The organism is Paraburkholderia sp. J69-1 (assembly GCF_905220255.1).
Taxonomy (GTDB): domain Bacteria; phylum Pseudomonadota; class Gammaproteobacteria; order Burkholderiales; family Burkholderiaceae; genus Paraburkholderia.
The window spans coordinates 77,638-94,664 of sequence record NZ_CAJMZG010000030.1 but is presented as its reverse complement, the minus strand read 5'-3'; the positions used below and the strand labels follow the sequence as shown (position 1 = coordinate 94,664).

Genomic DNA, 17,027 nt, shown 5'->3' with positions numbered 1-17,027 from the left:
TGTGGCGGAATCACCTGCAGCGCTGCTTGCAGGAAAACGCTGTCGTACAACGAATTAATTACTTCGATCCCGATTTGCTGTGCCGAAGGAAGTGGACAGTCGCATTGAAAGACTTATGCATGGTGAGTTTGAAATATTTTCTGTAATGTCTAGATTCGATAGGCGAACATTTTCTGCAGCATTAGACGCCACGAAGACAGTTTGACGCGTCGGCGTTTCACGGTTTCGTTGAGTTCAAACGTCGGCCCTAAGTTCACTTATATATGGATATCTAATTGCCCAGGCACTAGTGTAGGGGGGGCTGTCTTGCGCCGCGACTAAAGTGCTTCGTGGCTCCGCTGAGGAGCACAGGACGCAAGCGGGACATCGTTAAGGGTCCCGTGCAACTGCACTTCGACATTGTTGAAACGCTCGAGAATGCCTTGTCGGCTCCGCGCGATTGCGAGTTGAAATACCCAGCGCGAGTGCGCCCAGCACTCCAGATCGCCGCTAGAATTTAGAAAACTAAAGAATGAAGAAATCCAGTAACTCTGTAAGAACTATAGGGAAATTATCGGTTTTCAATTGGTAACGAAGAGGTTGTTGTGATTCGACAAGCCTTTAAATTGATTCATCAAGGAATGGTTCATTGTGCGGTTGCATTGCTCCAAATTTCTGAATCTCTGCTAGGCACTCTTGCGGTCCCCCATAGATCAGCTTCGCGCCGCACGCAATCATAAGGTTCATGGGCAAGTCAAAGTCCTCAACGGTGAAGCCACGCGCACATGTAGCTTTCCCGGAGACAATTTGTGTAGACAAGCGTTCAATTAGTGGTCTTTTGTTTGTCGAGTATGCCCATACAGGCTTGCCGATTGCGGTTGCAAATCCAATCTCAAAAGCTGTCCCGGAATCGGGCTCGCCCGTTGCGCGGAAGTCGTTTACATTGGCAATAATAATGTCTGCATTCCGAATAAGGTTTATATTTGCATTGTATATCCAATTAGCCAGTTTCACTCCTGATAATTCTTTTGGTGCAATAGAATCCAATGGAAAGAGGCCTTCAAATCCCGCATTGGTGCAAAGTGAGATGAGCCATTTTCCATACTCATGTGCATCAGGTCGAAATACATCAAAACCTGCAAGGTATATTTTCTTTTTCAACATGTCGATCGCAAAGGTGATTAAAAATATCGAACGAGTCGCTGTGGGGTATCTAAATACTGTATGCATGTACAGTGTAGCACAATTTCCTGTGCAGACTATATGCTATCTGAATACGAAGCTGGACTGTTGGCAATGGGGTCATTGGAACGGGTGAAGCGCTTGAATTGTTACGTCGCAAATGTGAGCTATTTTTTGTACAATATACGTAAGCATAAAATCTGACGCTATTTTGTAATGGCGTTAAGTGGAATAAGGCAGTATGCGAAATCGCACTATCTTAAATTTTTAAGAGTTGAGAAAAATATGCTCGGAAAAGAACTTCACGACATTCTGTGGAAAAAGGGCGTAAGAACCCTTCATCACGCAAATAGTGTAATGACTAGCATTAGCATCATTCAGTTGGGTGGCCTAGCTTCGCGGCATCTGGTGGAGAGAAGTGGATTAAATCAATCTGGACAATACACGGATGATCTCGATAGAGAATTTGGAATATGGGATGATGTTTTTATGGATACTGTAGATATCCATAAACGAATTAGCAATCGAAATCAATACGGACCAGTTCTCTTTGAACTAGACATTGCTGTGTTGAATGCTCTCCCTCGAAGTGCTCAAGTTCTTGTATCAAAGCTGAATCCATCAAAATGGGGGGCGTCGACTCCTTCAAAGGAACGATATTTTGAGGATGCCTTGGAGGCGAGTACTGGTTTGAGAGTCGGGAATTTTGATCAAATGCTGATGATTGGAAATGTCAATGGCATTATTCCATTTGAAGGGTATCTGAAGAGGATCATTCTTGACGATGTAGTTGTCGGGAACGAGGTTAGTCCAGAGTTTCAGTGTGCTGAACGAGAGATTAATCTGGCACTCCAAAAAGGTGGCATTGGGGTGCAAGTTACGCGTCGCGGATGTGTTGCTTGTCGCTGCTACCAAACATATTCGGCTATGAGCGCTAGCAGGCGGAATATGTACTGGGCACCATGAGAAGAACGGTCAAGGCTACTAGCGCGGGGTATGAGGCCGTTAGACCAATACTGCGCTCATTGATTCAAAAAGCTGTCCGTCGCGGACAAATCAATTTAATCGAAGAGGTCCTTCTGGTTCTCGCCAGGAATGGAGATCTCGGATGGTTTAAGGCACGAGCACCAATCATAGTCTTCGAAGAATGCTGGACACAATCAAGTTCGTTTCTTGTTGAGTCGTCGGAGTTAAGTGTGCTCCGTACGGTTGCTAAAACAGTCAAGAATAAGGATGCGGCTGGACTTGGAACATTGGCATTCGCTGCGAGTGAGGGCGACATGACAGTATTTGCCTTTGCTTTGGATCCATTGGCGGTAAAGATTGTGGCGGCTGCATTGAAAAGACCTGATGATTTCTTTAATTGGGCGTTGCGAAAGTGCTTAACGGAGCAGAATGCTTTGTTAATTCGGGAAGCACGAAAATTATTTCCCAAGGCGTTTTTTTCGTGGGATAAAGCGTTTGTCTTGGCATCGGCATATTTATCAATTTCGCAAGATTTAGCGTCTCCGTTGAATTGTTCGACTGCGGTCGTAACTGAGTGTCCATTTTGGGTAGCAGTTGACAGGCATACCGTTAGCGGAAAGCAGGCACTTGGCCGTGTCGCTCGATCTATGCGGCTATCGGTTGAACTGTTGAGTTGGATTGGATTCTATTTAGAGAGTGCTAAGACTAATGCATTGACTCGATCTCAGTGGTGGGCGGCTGAGAAATGTTGGCGGCTTGCACAGTTCGGTATCGATGATAACGCTGCTGGTCGAATTTGGGCCGAGGCGGCCCCTGAAATAGAGAGGGCGGTCCAGAAGGATGTCGATGAGATTGAAAGATTTTTATTAAATAATCGCGACTTGATTGGCTGATGCTATGAAATTTTATGCTAATTCCCTTCTAATTTGCCGAATATTTTTCTTGGCAAGATATTGTCAATAAAATTTCCTATTTTGTGTACTCTCTTTGTGGGAAAAGTCTATGCGTTAGGGGAATTTCTGAATTTCTAGATCGGCACACGTAATAATTTCGCGTGTGCCGAAAAATATCTCTAGAGAAATGATCGGCACGCATCCGATTGATCATGCCGGGTTGCGAATCCGTGTGCTTCGCAATTTTCCTCTGACGGCCAAATAGACAATTGTGTATGAGGTTTAAAATTTTGATAAGGAGTCTTTTCTAGATGTTCATGTATTCTGTGAAACATTGGTGCATCGTACGTTTTCCGAGCATCAGCGTTAATGTTCCGAACAATAAACTCACACAATTCCGAAGTAAGTGTGAGGTTCTTTGCTAGCGCCATTTGGATCGCTCTTTTAGCAATCTTTATTGGATCTGGATGCTCGCGAAGATTTATTCCGAGAATGCGATTTTTCACATGTGTTTCATAATTTGAGCTTGTAATCAATTTCTCATCGTTAAGCCTGAAAAGCGCAGCATCTAAAGAAAAGAAAGTTGTATCGCATAAATCTTTCAGTGTCTCTCCAGCAATTAACCCTTCTTGAATCGCCCATGTGTCATAAAATGACCAAATGTCAAAAAGATATTCGCCCGCAATGAAACGAAATCCGCCAAATTTATTTCTAATTGGATTTAAATGCTTAATACAATTGTAGATATCCTTGGCGGGTGACAATGTGACAACGTCAATGTCAGAGCGAAATGATCGTGCGTAGCCAAGGCTGAAATCACGTACCATTCCCCCGAAGATGGAGGCATCTTCTAGATGGTTCGTAATAGTATTCAAAAAAAATCGCAGATGAGCTCTATCCGCTCCTTTGTAAGCGAGATATTGCCGCAATCTGCTTCGGGTTTGAGCTGCAGTCACAATTCGTTTGCAGGTTTTAGAGAGTTTAGTTCACCAAGAAGATTCACGGCGTACGAATCAGTCATCCCAGAAATCATATCCGTTAGGAGTAGACACTGCCTGTATCTCAAAGGCAATCGAAGAACTTCCTGCGCGGGCTCTGAATAAACACGCCGATAATTTTCCGAAATACGCGTGTAAACATAGCGATAGTACGGATGCTCAGGCAACTTTTTTCCACCTTGTGGGTCGGTTGCTGAAATCGCTTTCCAAAAAATGTCCATCAAGCCGCGAATAGTATTGTATCCACGTAATTCAACTTCAAGAACAGATCGATGTTGAAAGGCATACGTCTTCGCAAAACTACCCAAAAGCTTACGGAGTTGAGCTGCCGCAGAAAGGCTAAGTAATCCCTGTGTCTGGTTACCTGCTATAAAAGTCTCTTGGTATTCGACAAACGCAGTTGTAGTCGCATGTACCATCTCGCCTATTGCGTACACGCGAAAACGTTGCATGGACACATCATTCAGCTCGGCTGGAGAGAGTTCTGCATTTCGATATTCAGTATGTTTGACGATACTCAGATCAACCACTCTCGACACGACAGGATCGCTTTCGCTGTGGTGTTGAAGATAAGCTACAAGATCTGAAAAAGACGCCAGTCCTTTTTTAACGGCATCCTCTATGTCAAGGACAACATACGCGATATCGTCGCATGCCTCCATGACATAGGCTAACGGATGACGTAAGCCCACGTCGAGCCCAACTTTAGCGAGTACTTGTTCAGCAATTGATCGTTCGGATTCGAAAAATCCGTGTTTTTTCTTCCCTACTTCATTTTTAAGGCTGACCTGACAGGATCCAACTGGATATTTCATCATGGCCGCGAGCGTAGCGTAGGTCAGATCAAGGCCAAAGTTGTCATTCAGTAGTTGAAGTCGAGTTACGAGGCGAAAAGTCTGCGCATTGCCTTCAAACTTCAAAAAATCCTCGTATAGCTCATCACTAAGCACTCGATTAAATGATGAGTTATTGACGTTTTCCTCGTCGTTTGCGACACAGGCGACATTTTGCACGTTGTCCGCGAACCAACTTTGAATAGCCTTCTCACCTTGGTGTCCGAACGGAGGGTTTCCGAGATCGTGAACCAAACCAACTGCTGCTAGCAGAGCAGGAATATTGCGCATAGCATCAGCAACGCCTGTGGCAATTTTCTCGTTGTGCACGAGAGTAACCCCTAGGCTGCGCGCGAGATTTGAAACCTCGTGGGAATGAGTTAGCCGGTTCCGAACACTATCGTTCCGGTCAAGCGGAAACACCTGCGTCTTGTCCGCCATTCTTCGGACTGGCGTACAAAAAAGGATCCTGTCGTGATCCCTTTCAATTTCCGTCCGCAACTCCGAATTTTTGACTGGATCGTTCGCGGATGAGTCACTCGTTGCCGAGACTTCCCCTTGCGAAGTGCGATGCTCTTGCTTTCGTCTTCCTGAGAAGAGGAGGGACTGCCACTGGGGACCGTAGGAAGATGACATTTATTAAGGGGTCAAATCGATCAATTGTCTGTTGAGACAAATTGTACAGTTTCCGTGATTCAGAATGGCGCTTCACGGGCTATAAAATAGGGGCGGATTGCATTTTTCAGGAATCCCACCATCTAGCATGGCAATAAGCGAAGTTCGTTGCAGCGGAGCGATTAAAGTGGCGCAAGTGCTGAGACTGGTGAGCGCGTGCAACTTCGCGTTGCCGCGTTCGCCAGTCTCTATCGTTATGTTTGAAGTTTCAGGCGTGCTGCCCACAGGCGCGAATGAGGTGTTCGACTCATTCGCAACTGCTCAACTTCCAACTTGCTGTAAGCTGTCACGCCTAGCCTAAAAATGTATCCCACCTCCGAGGATGATGCTGGCGATGTGCGTTCCAAGATTCAGCGTTTTTGCCACGGTTCCCAGACCGTCTCAGTACTGGGAAGTTCGAGCAGTGTCAAAACGCCATACTGCTCCGAGGTAATCTTCATCTCCCGAAGTTTTGTATTGCGACTGGCGTTGGGAAACCACGTGTTCGCAGGAACAACCACACCCTTTTCCTCGCGCGCGACGGTGCTGTCCGCAGCGAGCGTACCGCTAGGAATCTCCACTGCAGACTTGCGCGCGCGGAAGAACGCGCCTGAAACGCGAGCGCTATCGCTTGAGTACGACCAGTTCATAAAACCGTCAGTTGAGGCGACGAGTACCAGTTTTTTGTCTGTTGCGCTTACCCATCGCAGTGCTGCCGCAGTGAGGGAAACGCCGTAACGGCCAGTGCAGTCGCCCAGTTGCTCGAAATCGACGGTGGTCGACATCAGCTTGCGGAAGTCGTCGAGTGGCATCAGAAGATTGGCAGCGAAGCTGTCTGCCTCTGTCTCAATCTTCTTCTCGTCTGCCTGCCAGTCGTCCATGTCGGCGCTGGTGCAGTGGAACTCCTGCTGGGTACTCCGGTGCAGGATGTAATGCCCGAGTTCGTGCGCCTGGGTAAAACGAATGCGACCGCGGGAACCAGTGGCGTCGTTGTACAGGAGCGCCCAGCCTTTTCCGTCGCCGAGGTAAGAGAGGCATCCGTCAAAGCCTGGAATGTCTGTACCCACGACACTCGTGATGGGGTCCTTCCATTTGAAGAGTTCGTGCACGCCTTGAGCGAGCGCTTCTACGTCTACCGGAAATCTTGCTTCGCCATGGGCGGATGCAATCTGATTTAGAACGTTGGTCAAGCGAAACGCAGCCTTCGCAGGCGTAAGCACGTCCGTTTGCATGTTTATTTTTTGAGCGCGTCCAGAATTTTTCGGAGTTGTTCCTTCGCATCGGCGTCGAGCTTCTTGTAGTTCCGATAAAAGGCCTCGTCAATATGATGCTGCGCGGGCGCCTCTACGTCGTCTTCCAAAAGATAGCCCTGACTGACGCCTAACGCGTCGGCGAGTGACTGCAATTTCTCTGCTGACGGGCGTTGAGACTCGCGGTTCTCCAACTCCCATAAATAGCTCTTGCTCAGGTTTGCCTGCGCCGCGAGAGCCTCGAGGGTCAGCTTCTTTCCCTTACGCAACTCGCGAATTTTTTCGCCGAGCCGAGTGGCCATCGTAATTACCCCCAAAGTTACACCTTCAGGATATACCACGATTCCGAACTTTTACAACCCCTTTTCCGGAAAAAATGCTTGACGGATAAGCGGCACGCGTGTCAGTTTACGTCTTGTTCGCTGTACCGGAAATTTTCTACCGATGCCGAACATGGAAAATAGTTCCGTAACCCATTTTTTGTAAGGATTTTCATCCATGAGCAAGCATTTGCCCAAAGGTCTTGACGGACGTCAGCGCGACGCGAGCGGCGAAATTCATCGGAAGCGGGGCGATACGCACGTCGATACGCTTCGCAAAAAATACGGCCAAGACTTCGCGAAAGGCATTCGTTCCGATGCGCACCTCGATACCGTGCTGGACCGAGCCGGCGCTAAATCGCTGAGTGACTTGCTCAAGCGTGGTCGCTGATGTGAAAGGTAGACCTTTCACTGCCGGAAAAAGCGAGCGGAAAAATAATCATGTTATCAGGTAAAAATTGCTGATAACATAATTCAACATTTAGTGTATCGTTGATTGGTGGTCACAAGATATGGTATGTGTATGCTAACTCAAACTGGCATGAGTGATGAGGAACTGGGGAATGCGCTTCGCGAAGCGGCGAAGGGAGCAACTCTGCTGCATGTCGTCGTAGACAGCTTTCGCTCAGCAGTGTTTGCCCAGGATTCGACGTCCGGCGAATGGCGTTCTATCGGCAGCGGAGACCTTGCTGAAGCTGCCATCGAATCAATCAGGCCCTATATTTCTAAGAAATTAGTGCTTTTTTCAAAGGTGATGGACGTCAGTGCGGTCGCTGATTGGTCATTTTTAAAAAACGCATCCGGAATTAAAGCGACGGCTGCGTCGCTGAAGGTCTGGGTTCGTGAGAAGGCCGACGTGACTGCACCCAAAGGGCGTCAGGGAGGTTTGTCTACGGAAACGAAGCGCCATGTCGAGCGGCTGGCGCAGTGGCGCTGTCAGTTTGAAGGTTGCGGCGTAGACCTTCGTGAACACTCCCAGACTGGGCAGGACGGAAATTTTTCGTATCTTGCGCACATCGTAGCCGCGTCTCCGGACGGGCCGCGCGGTGACTCGGCGCTGTCGGCGCAACTCGTAGACGAGCCGTCGAACATTATGCTGATGTGTGACCGGTGTCACCGCCTCATCGACCGTGTCGCACCCGACAGCTTTCCGGCTACGCGATTGCAGGCGATGCGGGCGGCGCATATCGCTGAGGCGAATCGGTTGCTTGACGGTCTGCGCTTTCCCTCGGCGCAAGCGGTGGTTATCGGTGGCAACATCACTGGGCAATATTCGCAATTTGATGCAGCGGCAATCGAGGCCGCGATGCGTGAGCAGAAGTTGCGACCACGCGGTGCTCCTCAAGCGTTCTTTCGCAATGCAGCGCACATGGGTAACAACGTTGCCCCTCACTATTGGACGTCGCTCTTTGAACAGATGGGCGCCGATGTGCCAGCATTTCGCCGATTCCTCAATGGCGATGAGCGCGGAGGTGCGACGCCCGAGCAGCTCTGCATCTTTCCGTTGCACAGCATGTCGACGCTCGTCCTCGCGGGGCGCATTGCTGGCGAGGCTCGTGGGTTAACGGTTTTCCAATACGACCGCGACGCGTCGCCCAATAGCATCGGCGGGAAGTGGGGATGGCGGACTGCGACGCCGCCGGCTGCAAACAAATATCAGGTGGACATCGACGTCGACAATACAAATTCCGATGAACGTGGTGACGCCGCCCTGTTGGTCTATATAACCGCAGCAGTGCCGACGACGGAATTGCCCTCGCAGTTTCAGCGCGAGGGAAAACCATGTCTGCCGACAGTTCGAATTTCGATTGAAGAGCCTAGTTATTCGGCGATTTCACATCCCGAAGACTTGCAATTGTTTGGTGTCACAGTCGGCGAGGCACTGCGCATTTTGAGCGACAAGTGGCGCGCGCGCCGTATTCACGTGCTGCTGATTGCGCCGGCAAGTGCTTGTTTCCGCTTTGGGCAGAAGTTGCAGGCGCGAAACCAGTCGGCGATTTCGTTGTACGAACGCACGCCAACGTCTAGCGGAGCCACGGGTGGGGCGCGACCGTTTGCTCCCACTATCGACATCTTGTCTGACGCGGTCCGGCTTCCTGACGGAACGCATTCTTTTGCGCTTCTCTAACTAGGAGGCTCCTGTGAACGCGCCAATCAATCAATCGCTTTTGCGTAAGTCCGGACCAATTTACGACTCGCTGCGAGCTCGGCGACAGGACAAACGCTGGGAAACCTTCATCGAACGCATCTTAAAGCGTTTGGAGTTACCGAAGGACCACTACAATCGTGCAGAGCGAGAGTACAAGCGCATTGGCGAGCATATTGCGACGCACTTCGACCTGCCTGCCGAGCGTGTCGACGTGTTTCCGCAGGGCTCCATGCGTACCTCCACGACTATCAAGCCTAGGGGGAACACGAAGTTTGACCTCGACATCGTCGCGCGTCTGACCGGAGTGGAATTCGAATCGATGACGCCCGACGAGTTTTTCTCGAAGTTTGAGGGGGCCCTCAAGGGATTGCCGGAAATTTGCGGTAAACCAGAGCCTAAGAACCGTTGCTGGCGTCTACCGTTTGAACGGTTGCCGTTCTACTTTGATGTCACGCCAGCGTTGCCTGCAGGGTTTCTCGTGCCGGGGGCTCCGCTACGTGTTCGTGACAAACAACGTGGATGGACGGCATCTAACCCTCACGAACTGGCTCTTTGGTTCGAAGCTATCGCGGACCAGCGTTTCCTCTTCCAAAACAATAGGCTTGTTGCTGTCATGGACGCTGCGGTTTCTGTCGCTCCGTTGCCGGACAGCGACATCGACATCGACGACATTCTTCGTCGCGCGATACAGCTCATGAAGTTGCATCGAGACAACTTCTACTTCTATGCCGACGCCGAGCGCAAGGAAGCAGCGCCTATTTCCATCATCATCATGACGCTTGCAACGCACGCCTATCAACATCTGGCGCGCACCAAGGGCCTAACGGCAGGTGATTCACTTGAGATTGTGCTGGAGTTGATTGAACTCATGCCGAAGTTCATTCAGTACGATGCACGTGGGCCGCGCATCCCAAATCCCAAGCTCGAGCAGGAGAATTTTGCGGACCGATGGAGCAGCGACGGAGGTGCTCGTGCGCGAGAGTTCAACATTTGGCACAGCCGACTGATGGAGGACCTTGAGTCGATGTTTAGCGAGGACGCCGGCAAGAGTAGCGAGGGCAGAATCCGCAGCGTCTTCGGCGAAGACGGTGTGGCGGCATGGAAGTCGATGCAGCCGAGTAACGGGACCATGTTTCCATCATTGCTCGCAGCAGCTCCCGCTATCTTGACGCCAATCTCCACACCTTCCCGTGCAGCACGCACGACACTGAGCTGAGTAATGGCGCTATCCGTTCTCGCGAATGCAAGAAGCGCGGCAATGCGCTTCCTTGATGGCGCACATGCGAACCATGCTGTGCGCCTGGACGGACCGGCGCCTGATGGAAGTGCGGACGTTTGGCGCCTGACCGCTGAAGTCAAAGTGGGGGGTGTTTCCGAAATCCTGTTCGCACTGCCGGAGGGTTTTCCTGCAATTGCGCCCAACGTTTTCATCGTCGGCGACGCGAGACGCGGTCTTCCTCATATCGAAGTGAAGGGGAGAGTTTGCCTCGACGTGGAAACCTTCGGAACGGACTATGACCGGCCGGAGGACTTAATCCGGAGGACCCTTGCCGCGCTCGAGGACTACCTTCGTCTCTGTGAAGACAGGGACTGGGTGAAGAAGGAATTCGCGAAGGAGGCGGAGCTTTACTGGAACAACTACTGCGACGTCGAGGCGAGCAAGGTGAAGCACGTCGACGTGCCGCGAGGAGTTGTCTTACTGGATGAAGTTTGTGCAGTCAATGAAGGCGAGCTACGAATCCAGACGAGTAGCAGCCACCTCGGTAAGTGGGCTCACGTTGCGGTTGGGGACCCGGGCGAGCGTCTTCGTAAGCAGGCGATACGTGCGGACAAGGTTGGTCGCGCGAAGTTGCTCATCGTGCGACTTGGCACGGAAGAGGCTTGGGGACCGGGCGTATGGCCGAAGACATATGCGAGTCTAGCCGAATTCGTTCGTGCTCATCGTCCTGACGCCGCTGCGTTCGTGGCACAGAAGGTCCGCCGTGGAAGCATGGAACGAGGGCGTTTGACTGAGCGGTTCGTCCTTGTCGTAACCGCGGTTGGCAACTATGCGTATCAGATTCGCGATGCTGCGATGCCTCTGCTCGAACTGCCAACGTTGCTGCCCTTGCCGGTAATGCGGATGGATACGCGATGGTGTCTCACTCGTGACGAGGGTGCTACGACGTTCCAGAAGCGGCAGGATAAAAAGGTCGTCGTTTTCGGTGCGGGCTCTCTTGCGGCGCCAACGATTGATTTGCTGGCAAGGGCAGGGATTGGTCACATTGAGGTTGTAGATTTCGACCGTTTCGAACCAGAGAATATCTCGAGACACCCTTTAGGGCTGGGTTCCGTAGGTATGAACAAAGCTAAGGCGATTGCGCGCCAGCTTACGCGCGATGTGCCTGGAATCAATGCAGTCGGCTCGGGCATGCGCGCAGAGCGATGGTTGGCTGAACAGACCACCTTTGATGGGATTGACCTCTTCGTCGACTTAACGGGAACGAGCAGCGTCCGCACCTTGCTCTCTCGGTTGGCGAAAGCCGGCGATTTGGTTGCGCCCGTCATGCTCGCATGGTTAGAGCCGTACGGCAGCGCGGCTCACGTCGTTACCTTGGTCAATGGAGACCGATGGCCTGATAACGACCCTGTTGAGCGGCTGGCGCTGGCCGAGTGGCCGCCTGAAACGGAAGTTCGTCTTCCGGGCTGCGGTGCCGGATTTCATCCGTACGGTGCGGCTGATGCTTTGCGTGCGGCAGCGCTAACAGCCGAGAAAATTCTCGATGTAATCGATGGCAAGGTATGGCGGTCTGGTGTGTCATCGTTCAAACGAGACTTACGGTATTTGGACGATTTGCCAGTAGTGGCTAGAGCCCTTAATCCTGTTGTGCCGTATAGTAATCAGGGTGGGAAGTATCTGGACGTCGACTTATATGCAGCTCTATCGTAAGCGATATGGCAAGGTGAACGAGTGTACGTTAGAAAGCGGAGAGGGCACGTCTGCTTGGCTCACTCATCCGACGTCGGTGGGAATTCTGCTCGCGCTGACCTAGCCCCTGTATCCTGGCGTGGCGTTGGACAGCGCCTACGAAAGGTGTCGCTGCCCCGCACCGCGGCCGCCCGCGCGGCCTGATAGTCGTGGGTCGCATCGAGCGTGCAGGTGGCGGCGGCCGCACGGAAGGTGCTTTCGGAGCCATCGACCTCGTGCGGCAGGCTGATCGACTCCCACGGCACGATGGGACTGTGCCGGCTTGAAACGATCAGCGCCCGCGCCTTCTCGGTGAGCGCGGGGCAGGCGGCGAAGAATGCCTCGATCGCGCGGGCGCTCACCGCACCGAGCCCCGGCACGACCTTCCACCACTGGCGCCGGCGCGGAATGCGCACGGTGAGATCGGCGAGCGTGTTGATGCCGTACGCCTGCAGCACGCGCACGGCACGCGGCGCGAACCACTGCGCGATGTCGTCGGCGATCCGGGGTTCCGGTGCACGGGAGGTGCGAAGCGCATCGATCGCCAGGGCAACGGCCTTCGCGTGCTGCGCGCGCTCTTCCGGCGGATGATCGAGAAGTGCAGCCAGATCGTCCCGGTGCGCCGTGCGAGAGAGCGACACCAGCCTGCGCCGGATGCGGCCGCGCACGCCGCGCGCCGATTTCCCGTCACCGAGTGCCGAGGGTAGGTAGCGCTCAACAGCGGGCCGCACGGCCACGCCCGCATAACATGCGCGTAACACGGCGAGTTCGGCGGCATCGGGAAAGCCGGACGGATTGTGATCGTCTGGACGGAACGGGCAGGGAAGTCTGACGCGTTTTCATACAAGAAAATTTACTCTATAAATACATGCATTATGATAATAAGGATTATCCTAATAGTACGCTCAAGTAGTACTTTTTGGATAAAACTCGGCCGCTCACAAAAGTAAAGCTGGGTCTAAATTGCAAGTTAATTTGTGACTATCCCAGTACCTGCCATCTCATGCGAAATTTCCTTGGGCCCAGAGTGGATGCGGACATATAAGTCGCAAATCGTCCTTATTTTGCGATCGTTTCGCTGTCTGTTTTGTTGCAAAGTTCGTTCAATTCGTGCATCGCAACACAACTGTGCTTGCAAAAAGCAGCGCCGATGAACACAGCTTTCCTTGCAAAGGAGAATCTCGCTAGCCTACGATCGGCGGGCCTGAGCGCGAAACTTCACGATCTAGCAAAATACGCACAACTTTGCTTTTGTGAGCGTTGACCGCTTACAGCATTGCGCGCGAAGGCATGATGTTGACGTCAGGCCTCTGGTGGGATCTGGGCGAAGCCTGGATGCGCGCAACGGGCGGTGCCGCTGAGGCGTGTGCCGCCTGGCGAGCTATACCCGGAACGCCGTCATCTGCGAAGGCATCATCTGCAGCATCTTGTTTGCCGCGACCGATAATTTTCGTCCAACGCGTGTCACCAGATGCGCCTCGGCGTTCTCGAGAATGGGATGCTCGATCGGAATAGCCGTCAGCTCTCCGGCTTCCAGTTCGGTGGCAACGGCAAACGCCGGCAACACCACGATGCCCAGTTCCGACTTCGCGAACTGTTTCATGATGTTGATGGAATTGGTCGTGACCAACGGGTCGAGGCTGATCCGCTCGGCAAATTCAACGGCCTGGAGCATTTGCCTCGTTCCGTAGGTGGGGTGAGGCGCCGCCAAAGGATAGGACGCGAGTTCCTGCACGCTCAGGCTCTTCCTGTTGATCGTGCGGGCCATCTGCATGCCGACGATGGCCATCATCGGTTGCCGGCGCGACGCCCGCGAGACGATGCGCGCCTCGTTCGGCGGGTTGTAGACGAGGCCGATCTCACCCTCGTCCTCTGAGATTCTTCTCACGACATCGTTCGTGCTGCCGAGGTCGAGATTGACCTTGATGTTGGGGTACTGTCTGCAAAACTGCTGCATAGGCCCCGACAACATATCGGAAACGAATCCCTCGCCCAGCACCACGTTCACGTGCCCGGTGCGCAAGCCCCTCAATTCCTGCAGTCGCGAGAGCAGGTCGTCCCGATGCGCGCGCTGCTCCCGAAAGTACTCGATGACGTACTCGCCCGCCTCCGTTGGCGTCACACCTCTCGCATGACGTTCAATCAGGGCCGCATCGAGTTCCTCTTCGAGCAGTGTGATCTGCCGGCTGACCGCCGACGGCGCGACGTTTAGCCAGTCCGCGGCTGCTCGGATGGTGCCAGACCGCACCGCCTCGAAAAAGTAGGTGATGCGGCTTTCCGTGAGGGTGTTACTCATGGTGAGTGTTCGAATAATTAGAACAGAGACGATATTGGCACTTGTTGTTTGAATAAGTCAAGAAGCCGACTATCACAGACATCGGAGGCCAGCTATGCCATCCGAATACTCATTTGCCTGAACTTCAGAGGAGCGCATCAATGAAAACGATAGGCGTCGTCGGACTGGGAAATATGGGCCGAGGCATGGCGTTGTCGGCAAAGCGTGGGGGCTTCACGGTGTTCGGTTTCGACGCCAACCAGGAAAGCGTGCGCGCGCTCGGCGACGAAGGGGTGCTTCCCTGCGCGTCGATTGCGGACATCGCAAGCCAGGCTGAAGTGCTCATCCTCTCGCTGCCGACTTCCGCGATCGTCGAGCAGGTCGTGTTCGGCGAAGGCGGCGTGCTAGCCAGCGCGAAGCCGGGCCTGATCGTGATCGACACCACCACGGCTGACCCGAACAGTACGCGCAAGGTCGCGGCGGCGTTCAAGGAGGCCGGAGTCCGCTTCATCGACGGCCCCGTGAGCGGCGGCCCGAAGGGCGCCGCGACCGCGACGATGACGATGGTGCTGGGCGGCGCCGACGAAGACGTTACCACCGTGCAACCGCTGCTGAACGCCATCAGCGCTAAGCAGGTGCATGTCGGTCCGCCGGGCGCGGGCCACGTCACGAAGCTGATCAACAACCTGCTGACGGGAGTCCATCTCCTCGTGACGAGTGAGGCCGTGCGCGCGGCTGAGGCGGTGGGCGTGGACAAGGAACGTCTAATCGAAGCACTGAGCGGCGGTTCCGGCAAGAACAGCGCGACGCTGACCAACTACCCGACCTGGATCCTTAATGGCAAGTTCGATTCGGGTTTCACGATGAAGCTGATGCGCAAGGACATGCGCCTCGCGATGGCGTTGCTGGAGAGCCAGGGCGTGTCCGCGCCCGTCGCGAAGGAAGCGGGGCGGCTCTGGGCCGACAGCGAGGCATCGATTGCCGATGCCGAGGACTTTAACCGCATCGTCGAATTCGTCGAAAAGCACTGAACGAAACACGAGACAAAACAGGAAGCAAAAATGGCACAGCACATTGCAGATACCTTGCTTGATGCATTCAAGCACTTCTTCCCGAACGCGACCACGGTCGGTTCGTACGTGAATGGGGAGCTCGTCGCCGGCAACGGCGAACTCATCCAGCTCTACGACGCCGCCACGGGCGACGAAAGTCTCGCCTACAAGGATGGTGGCGCTGAAGTCGTGGCGCTTGCCGCGACCGCAGCATCGGCTGCGCAAAAGGAATGGTGGGCGCTGACCCACGCCGCGCGCGGCCGTGTGATGTTCGAAGTCGCACGCGAGCTGAGAAAGCACACGGAGCCGCTCGCGCGCCTGGAGTCGCTGGGTTCGGGCAAGCCGATTCGCGACTGCCGCGGCGAAGTCGCGAAGGTCGCCGAGATGTTCGAGTACTACGGTGGCTGGGCCGACAAGTTTTACGGCGAAGTCATTCCGGTTCCGACCTCGCACCTCAACTACACGCGTCGCGAGCCTGCTGGCACGGTTCTGCAGATCACGCCGTGGAACGCACCGGTCTTCACGTGCGGCTGGCAACTCGCGCCCGCCATCTCGATGGGCAACGCGGTTCTGCTGAAGCCTTCTGAACTCACGCCGTTCAGCTCGCTCGTGGTCGGCATGCTGGCCGAGAAAGCGGGTGTGCCGAAAGGCCTCATCAACGTGCTAGCGGGCTATGGGCAGACCGTGGCGCAAACGGCGATCGCCAACAAGGCCATCAAGAAGGTCGTGTTCGTCGGCTCGCCGGCTACTGGCGCACGCATTGCGGAAGCGGCTGCGAAGCGTGTTCTGCCGTGTGTCCTCGAACTCGGCGGCAAGTCGGCAAACATCGTGTTCGAAGACGCCGACCTCAAGCGCGCGGCGCTCACGGCTCAGGCCGCGATTTTTGCTGGCGCTGGCCAAAGCTGTGTGGCGGGTTCGCGTCTGCTGGTCCAGCGCTCCGTGTATGACGAGTTCGTCGCGATGATGTCGAACGGCGCGAAGAAGATCAAGGTCGGCATGCCCACCGATGACGCGACGGAAGTCGGCCCCATCTGCAATCGTACGCAGTACGAACATGTCATGAAAATGATCGCAAGCGGCGTGGAAGCGGGTGCGACGCTCGCGGCCGGCTCGACGGAACGCTCCGACGCGGGTTACTTCGTCTCGCCGACCGTGCTCGCGAACGTGGACAACTCCATGGACGTCGCCCGCACCGAGATTTTTGGGCCCGTGGTCGTTGCGATTCCGTTCGACACGGAAGAGGAAGCCATCCAGATCGCCAACGACACGGAATTTGGTCTTGCCGGCGCCGTGTGGACGACGGATGTGGCGCGCGCGCATCGGGTCGCAGGCCAGATCAACGCGGGCACGTTCTGGGTGAACGGCTATAAGACCATCAACGTGGCCTCGCCGTTTGGCGGCTACGGCATGAGCGGCTATGGCCGCTCGAGCGGCGTCGAAGCGCTCTATGAGTACACGCAGACGAAGAGCGTCTGGGTGGAAACGGCGAAGGATCCGGCAACCGCGTTTGGATATCTCTGATTGGCACC

Annotated in this window: 14 protein-coding genes and 1 pseudogene; 8 read left to right on the top strand and 7 right to left on the bottom strand. The window is 53.9% G+C overall.

Features of this window, described 5'->3' with window-relative positions; all coding sequences use genetic code 11:
• Positions 1–600 precede the first annotated feature (600 nt).
• A complete protein-coding gene (locus U5A67_RS36840) occupies positions 601–1,143 on the bottom strand; it encodes a nucleoside 2-deoxyribosyltransferase (RefSeq protein WP_321818201.1) in 543 nt (180 codons plus the stop codon).
• Between the two features lie 303 nt (positions 1,144–1,446).
• Between U5A67_RS36840 and U5A67_RS36835 the strand changes: the two genes are divergently transcribed.
• Positions 1,447–2,127: a hypothetical protein gene (locus tag U5A67_RS36835; RefSeq protein ID WP_321818200.1), complete on the top strand. Its 681-nt coding sequence runs from the start codon at positions 1,447–1,449 to the stop codon at positions 2,125–2,127.
• Positions 2,124–3,020 (top strand): hypothetical protein, encoded by an 897-nt coding sequence (locus U5A67_RS36830; RefSeq protein ID WP_321818199.1) that lies wholly within the window; start codon positions 2,124–2,126, stop codon positions 3,018–3,020. Before U5A67_RS36835 ends, U5A67_RS36830 begins: the two co-directional genes overlap by 4 nt.
• Before the next feature lie 179 nt (positions 3,021–3,199).
• Here U5A67_RS36830 and U5A67_RS36825 read toward each other — a convergent pair whose 3' ends face one another.
• The 4 genes from U5A67_RS36825 to U5A67_RS36810 form a co-directional block, all read right to left on the bottom strand.
• Positions 3,200–3,976: a hypothetical protein gene (locus tag U5A67_RS36825; RefSeq protein WP_321818198.1), complete on the bottom strand. Its 777-nt coding sequence runs from the start codon at positions 3,974–3,976 to the stop codon at positions 3,200–3,202.
• On the bottom strand, positions 3,973–5,487 hold the full coding sequence (gene dgt / locus U5A67_RS36820; protein WP_321818197.1) for a dGTP triphosphohydrolase: 1,515 nt from the start codon (positions 5,485–5,487) through the stop codon (positions 3,973–3,975). The genes U5A67_RS36825 and dgt overlap by 4 nt, the downstream gene beginning before the upstream one ends.
• Positions 5,488–5,876: 389 nt before the next feature.
• Positions 5,877–6,737 carry an ImmA/IrrE family metallo-endopeptidase gene (locus U5A67_RS36815; RefSeq protein ID WP_321818196.1) on the bottom strand — a complete coding sequence of 287 codons (861 nt, stop codon included), beginning with the start codon at positions 6,735–6,737 and terminating at the stop codon, positions 5,877–5,879.
• A gap of 2 nt (positions 6,738–6,739) precedes the next feature.
• The gene (locus U5A67_RS36810; RefSeq protein ID WP_144271895.1) at positions 6,740–7,057 is read right to left on the bottom strand and encodes a helix-turn-helix domain-containing protein; all 318 of its coding nucleotides are present in this window, start codon (positions 7,055–7,057) and stop codon (positions 6,740–6,742) included.
• A gap of 196 nt (positions 7,058–7,253) precedes the next feature.
• Between U5A67_RS36810 and U5A67_RS36805 the strand changes: the two genes are divergently transcribed.
• From U5A67_RS36805 to U5A67_RS36790, 4 genes are all read left to right on the top strand, one after another.
• The gene (locus U5A67_RS36805) at positions 7,254–7,466 is read left to right on the top strand and encodes a hypothetical protein (protein WP_321818195.1); all 213 of its coding nucleotides are present in this window, start codon (positions 7,254–7,256) and stop codon (positions 7,464–7,466) included.
• A gap of 150 nt (positions 7,467–7,616) precedes the next feature.
• Entirely contained in the window at positions 7,617–9,203 is a 1,587-nt protein-coding gene (locus U5A67_RS36800; RefSeq protein WP_321818194.1) for an SAVED domain-containing protein, read from the top strand.
• A 13-nt stretch (positions 9,204–9,216) separates the two neighbouring features.
• A complete protein-coding gene (locus tag U5A67_RS36795; RefSeq protein ID WP_321818193.1) occupies positions 9,217–10,440 on the top strand; it encodes a nucleotidyltransferase in 1,224 nt (407 codons plus the stop codon).
• 3 nt (positions 10,441–10,443) lie between these two features.
• On the top strand, positions 10,444–12,153 hold the full coding sequence (locus tag U5A67_RS36790; protein ID WP_321818192.1) for a ThiF family adenylyltransferase: 1,710 nt from the start codon (positions 10,444–10,446) through the stop codon (positions 12,151–12,153).
• 167 nt (positions 12,154–12,320) lie between these two features.
• On the opposite strand, the pseudogene U5A67_RS36785 reads toward U5A67_RS36790, so the two are convergent.
• Positions 12,321–13,014 (bottom strand): annotated as a pseudogene (locus U5A67_RS36785) (phage integrase family protein); the annotation flags it as partial.
• A gap of 538 nt (positions 13,015–13,552) precedes the next feature.
• Positions 13,553–14,467, bottom strand: coding sequence for a LysR family transcriptional regulator (locus U5A67_RS36780; RefSeq protein ID WP_321818190.1), 915 nt, complete (start codon positions 14,465–14,467; stop codon positions 13,553–13,555).
• 113 nt (positions 14,468–14,580) lie between these two features.
• On the opposite strand from U5A67_RS36780, the gene U5A67_RS36775 reads away from it, so the two are divergent.
• Both U5A67_RS36775 and U5A67_RS36770 read left to right on the top strand, forming a co-directional pair.
• Positions 14,581–15,477 carry an NAD(P)-dependent oxidoreductase gene (locus U5A67_RS36775; RefSeq protein ID WP_321818189.1) on the top strand — a complete coding sequence of 299 codons (897 nt, stop codon included), beginning with the start codon at positions 14,581–14,583 and terminating at the stop codon, positions 15,475–15,477.
• Between the two features lie 30 nt (positions 15,478–15,507).
• Positions 15,508–17,019 carry an aldehyde dehydrogenase family protein gene (locus tag U5A67_RS36770; RefSeq protein ID WP_321818188.1) on the top strand — a complete coding sequence of 504 codons (1,512 nt, stop codon included), beginning with the start codon at positions 15,508–15,510 and terminating at the stop codon, positions 17,017–17,019.
• Positions 17,020–17,027 lie beyond the last annotated feature (8 nt).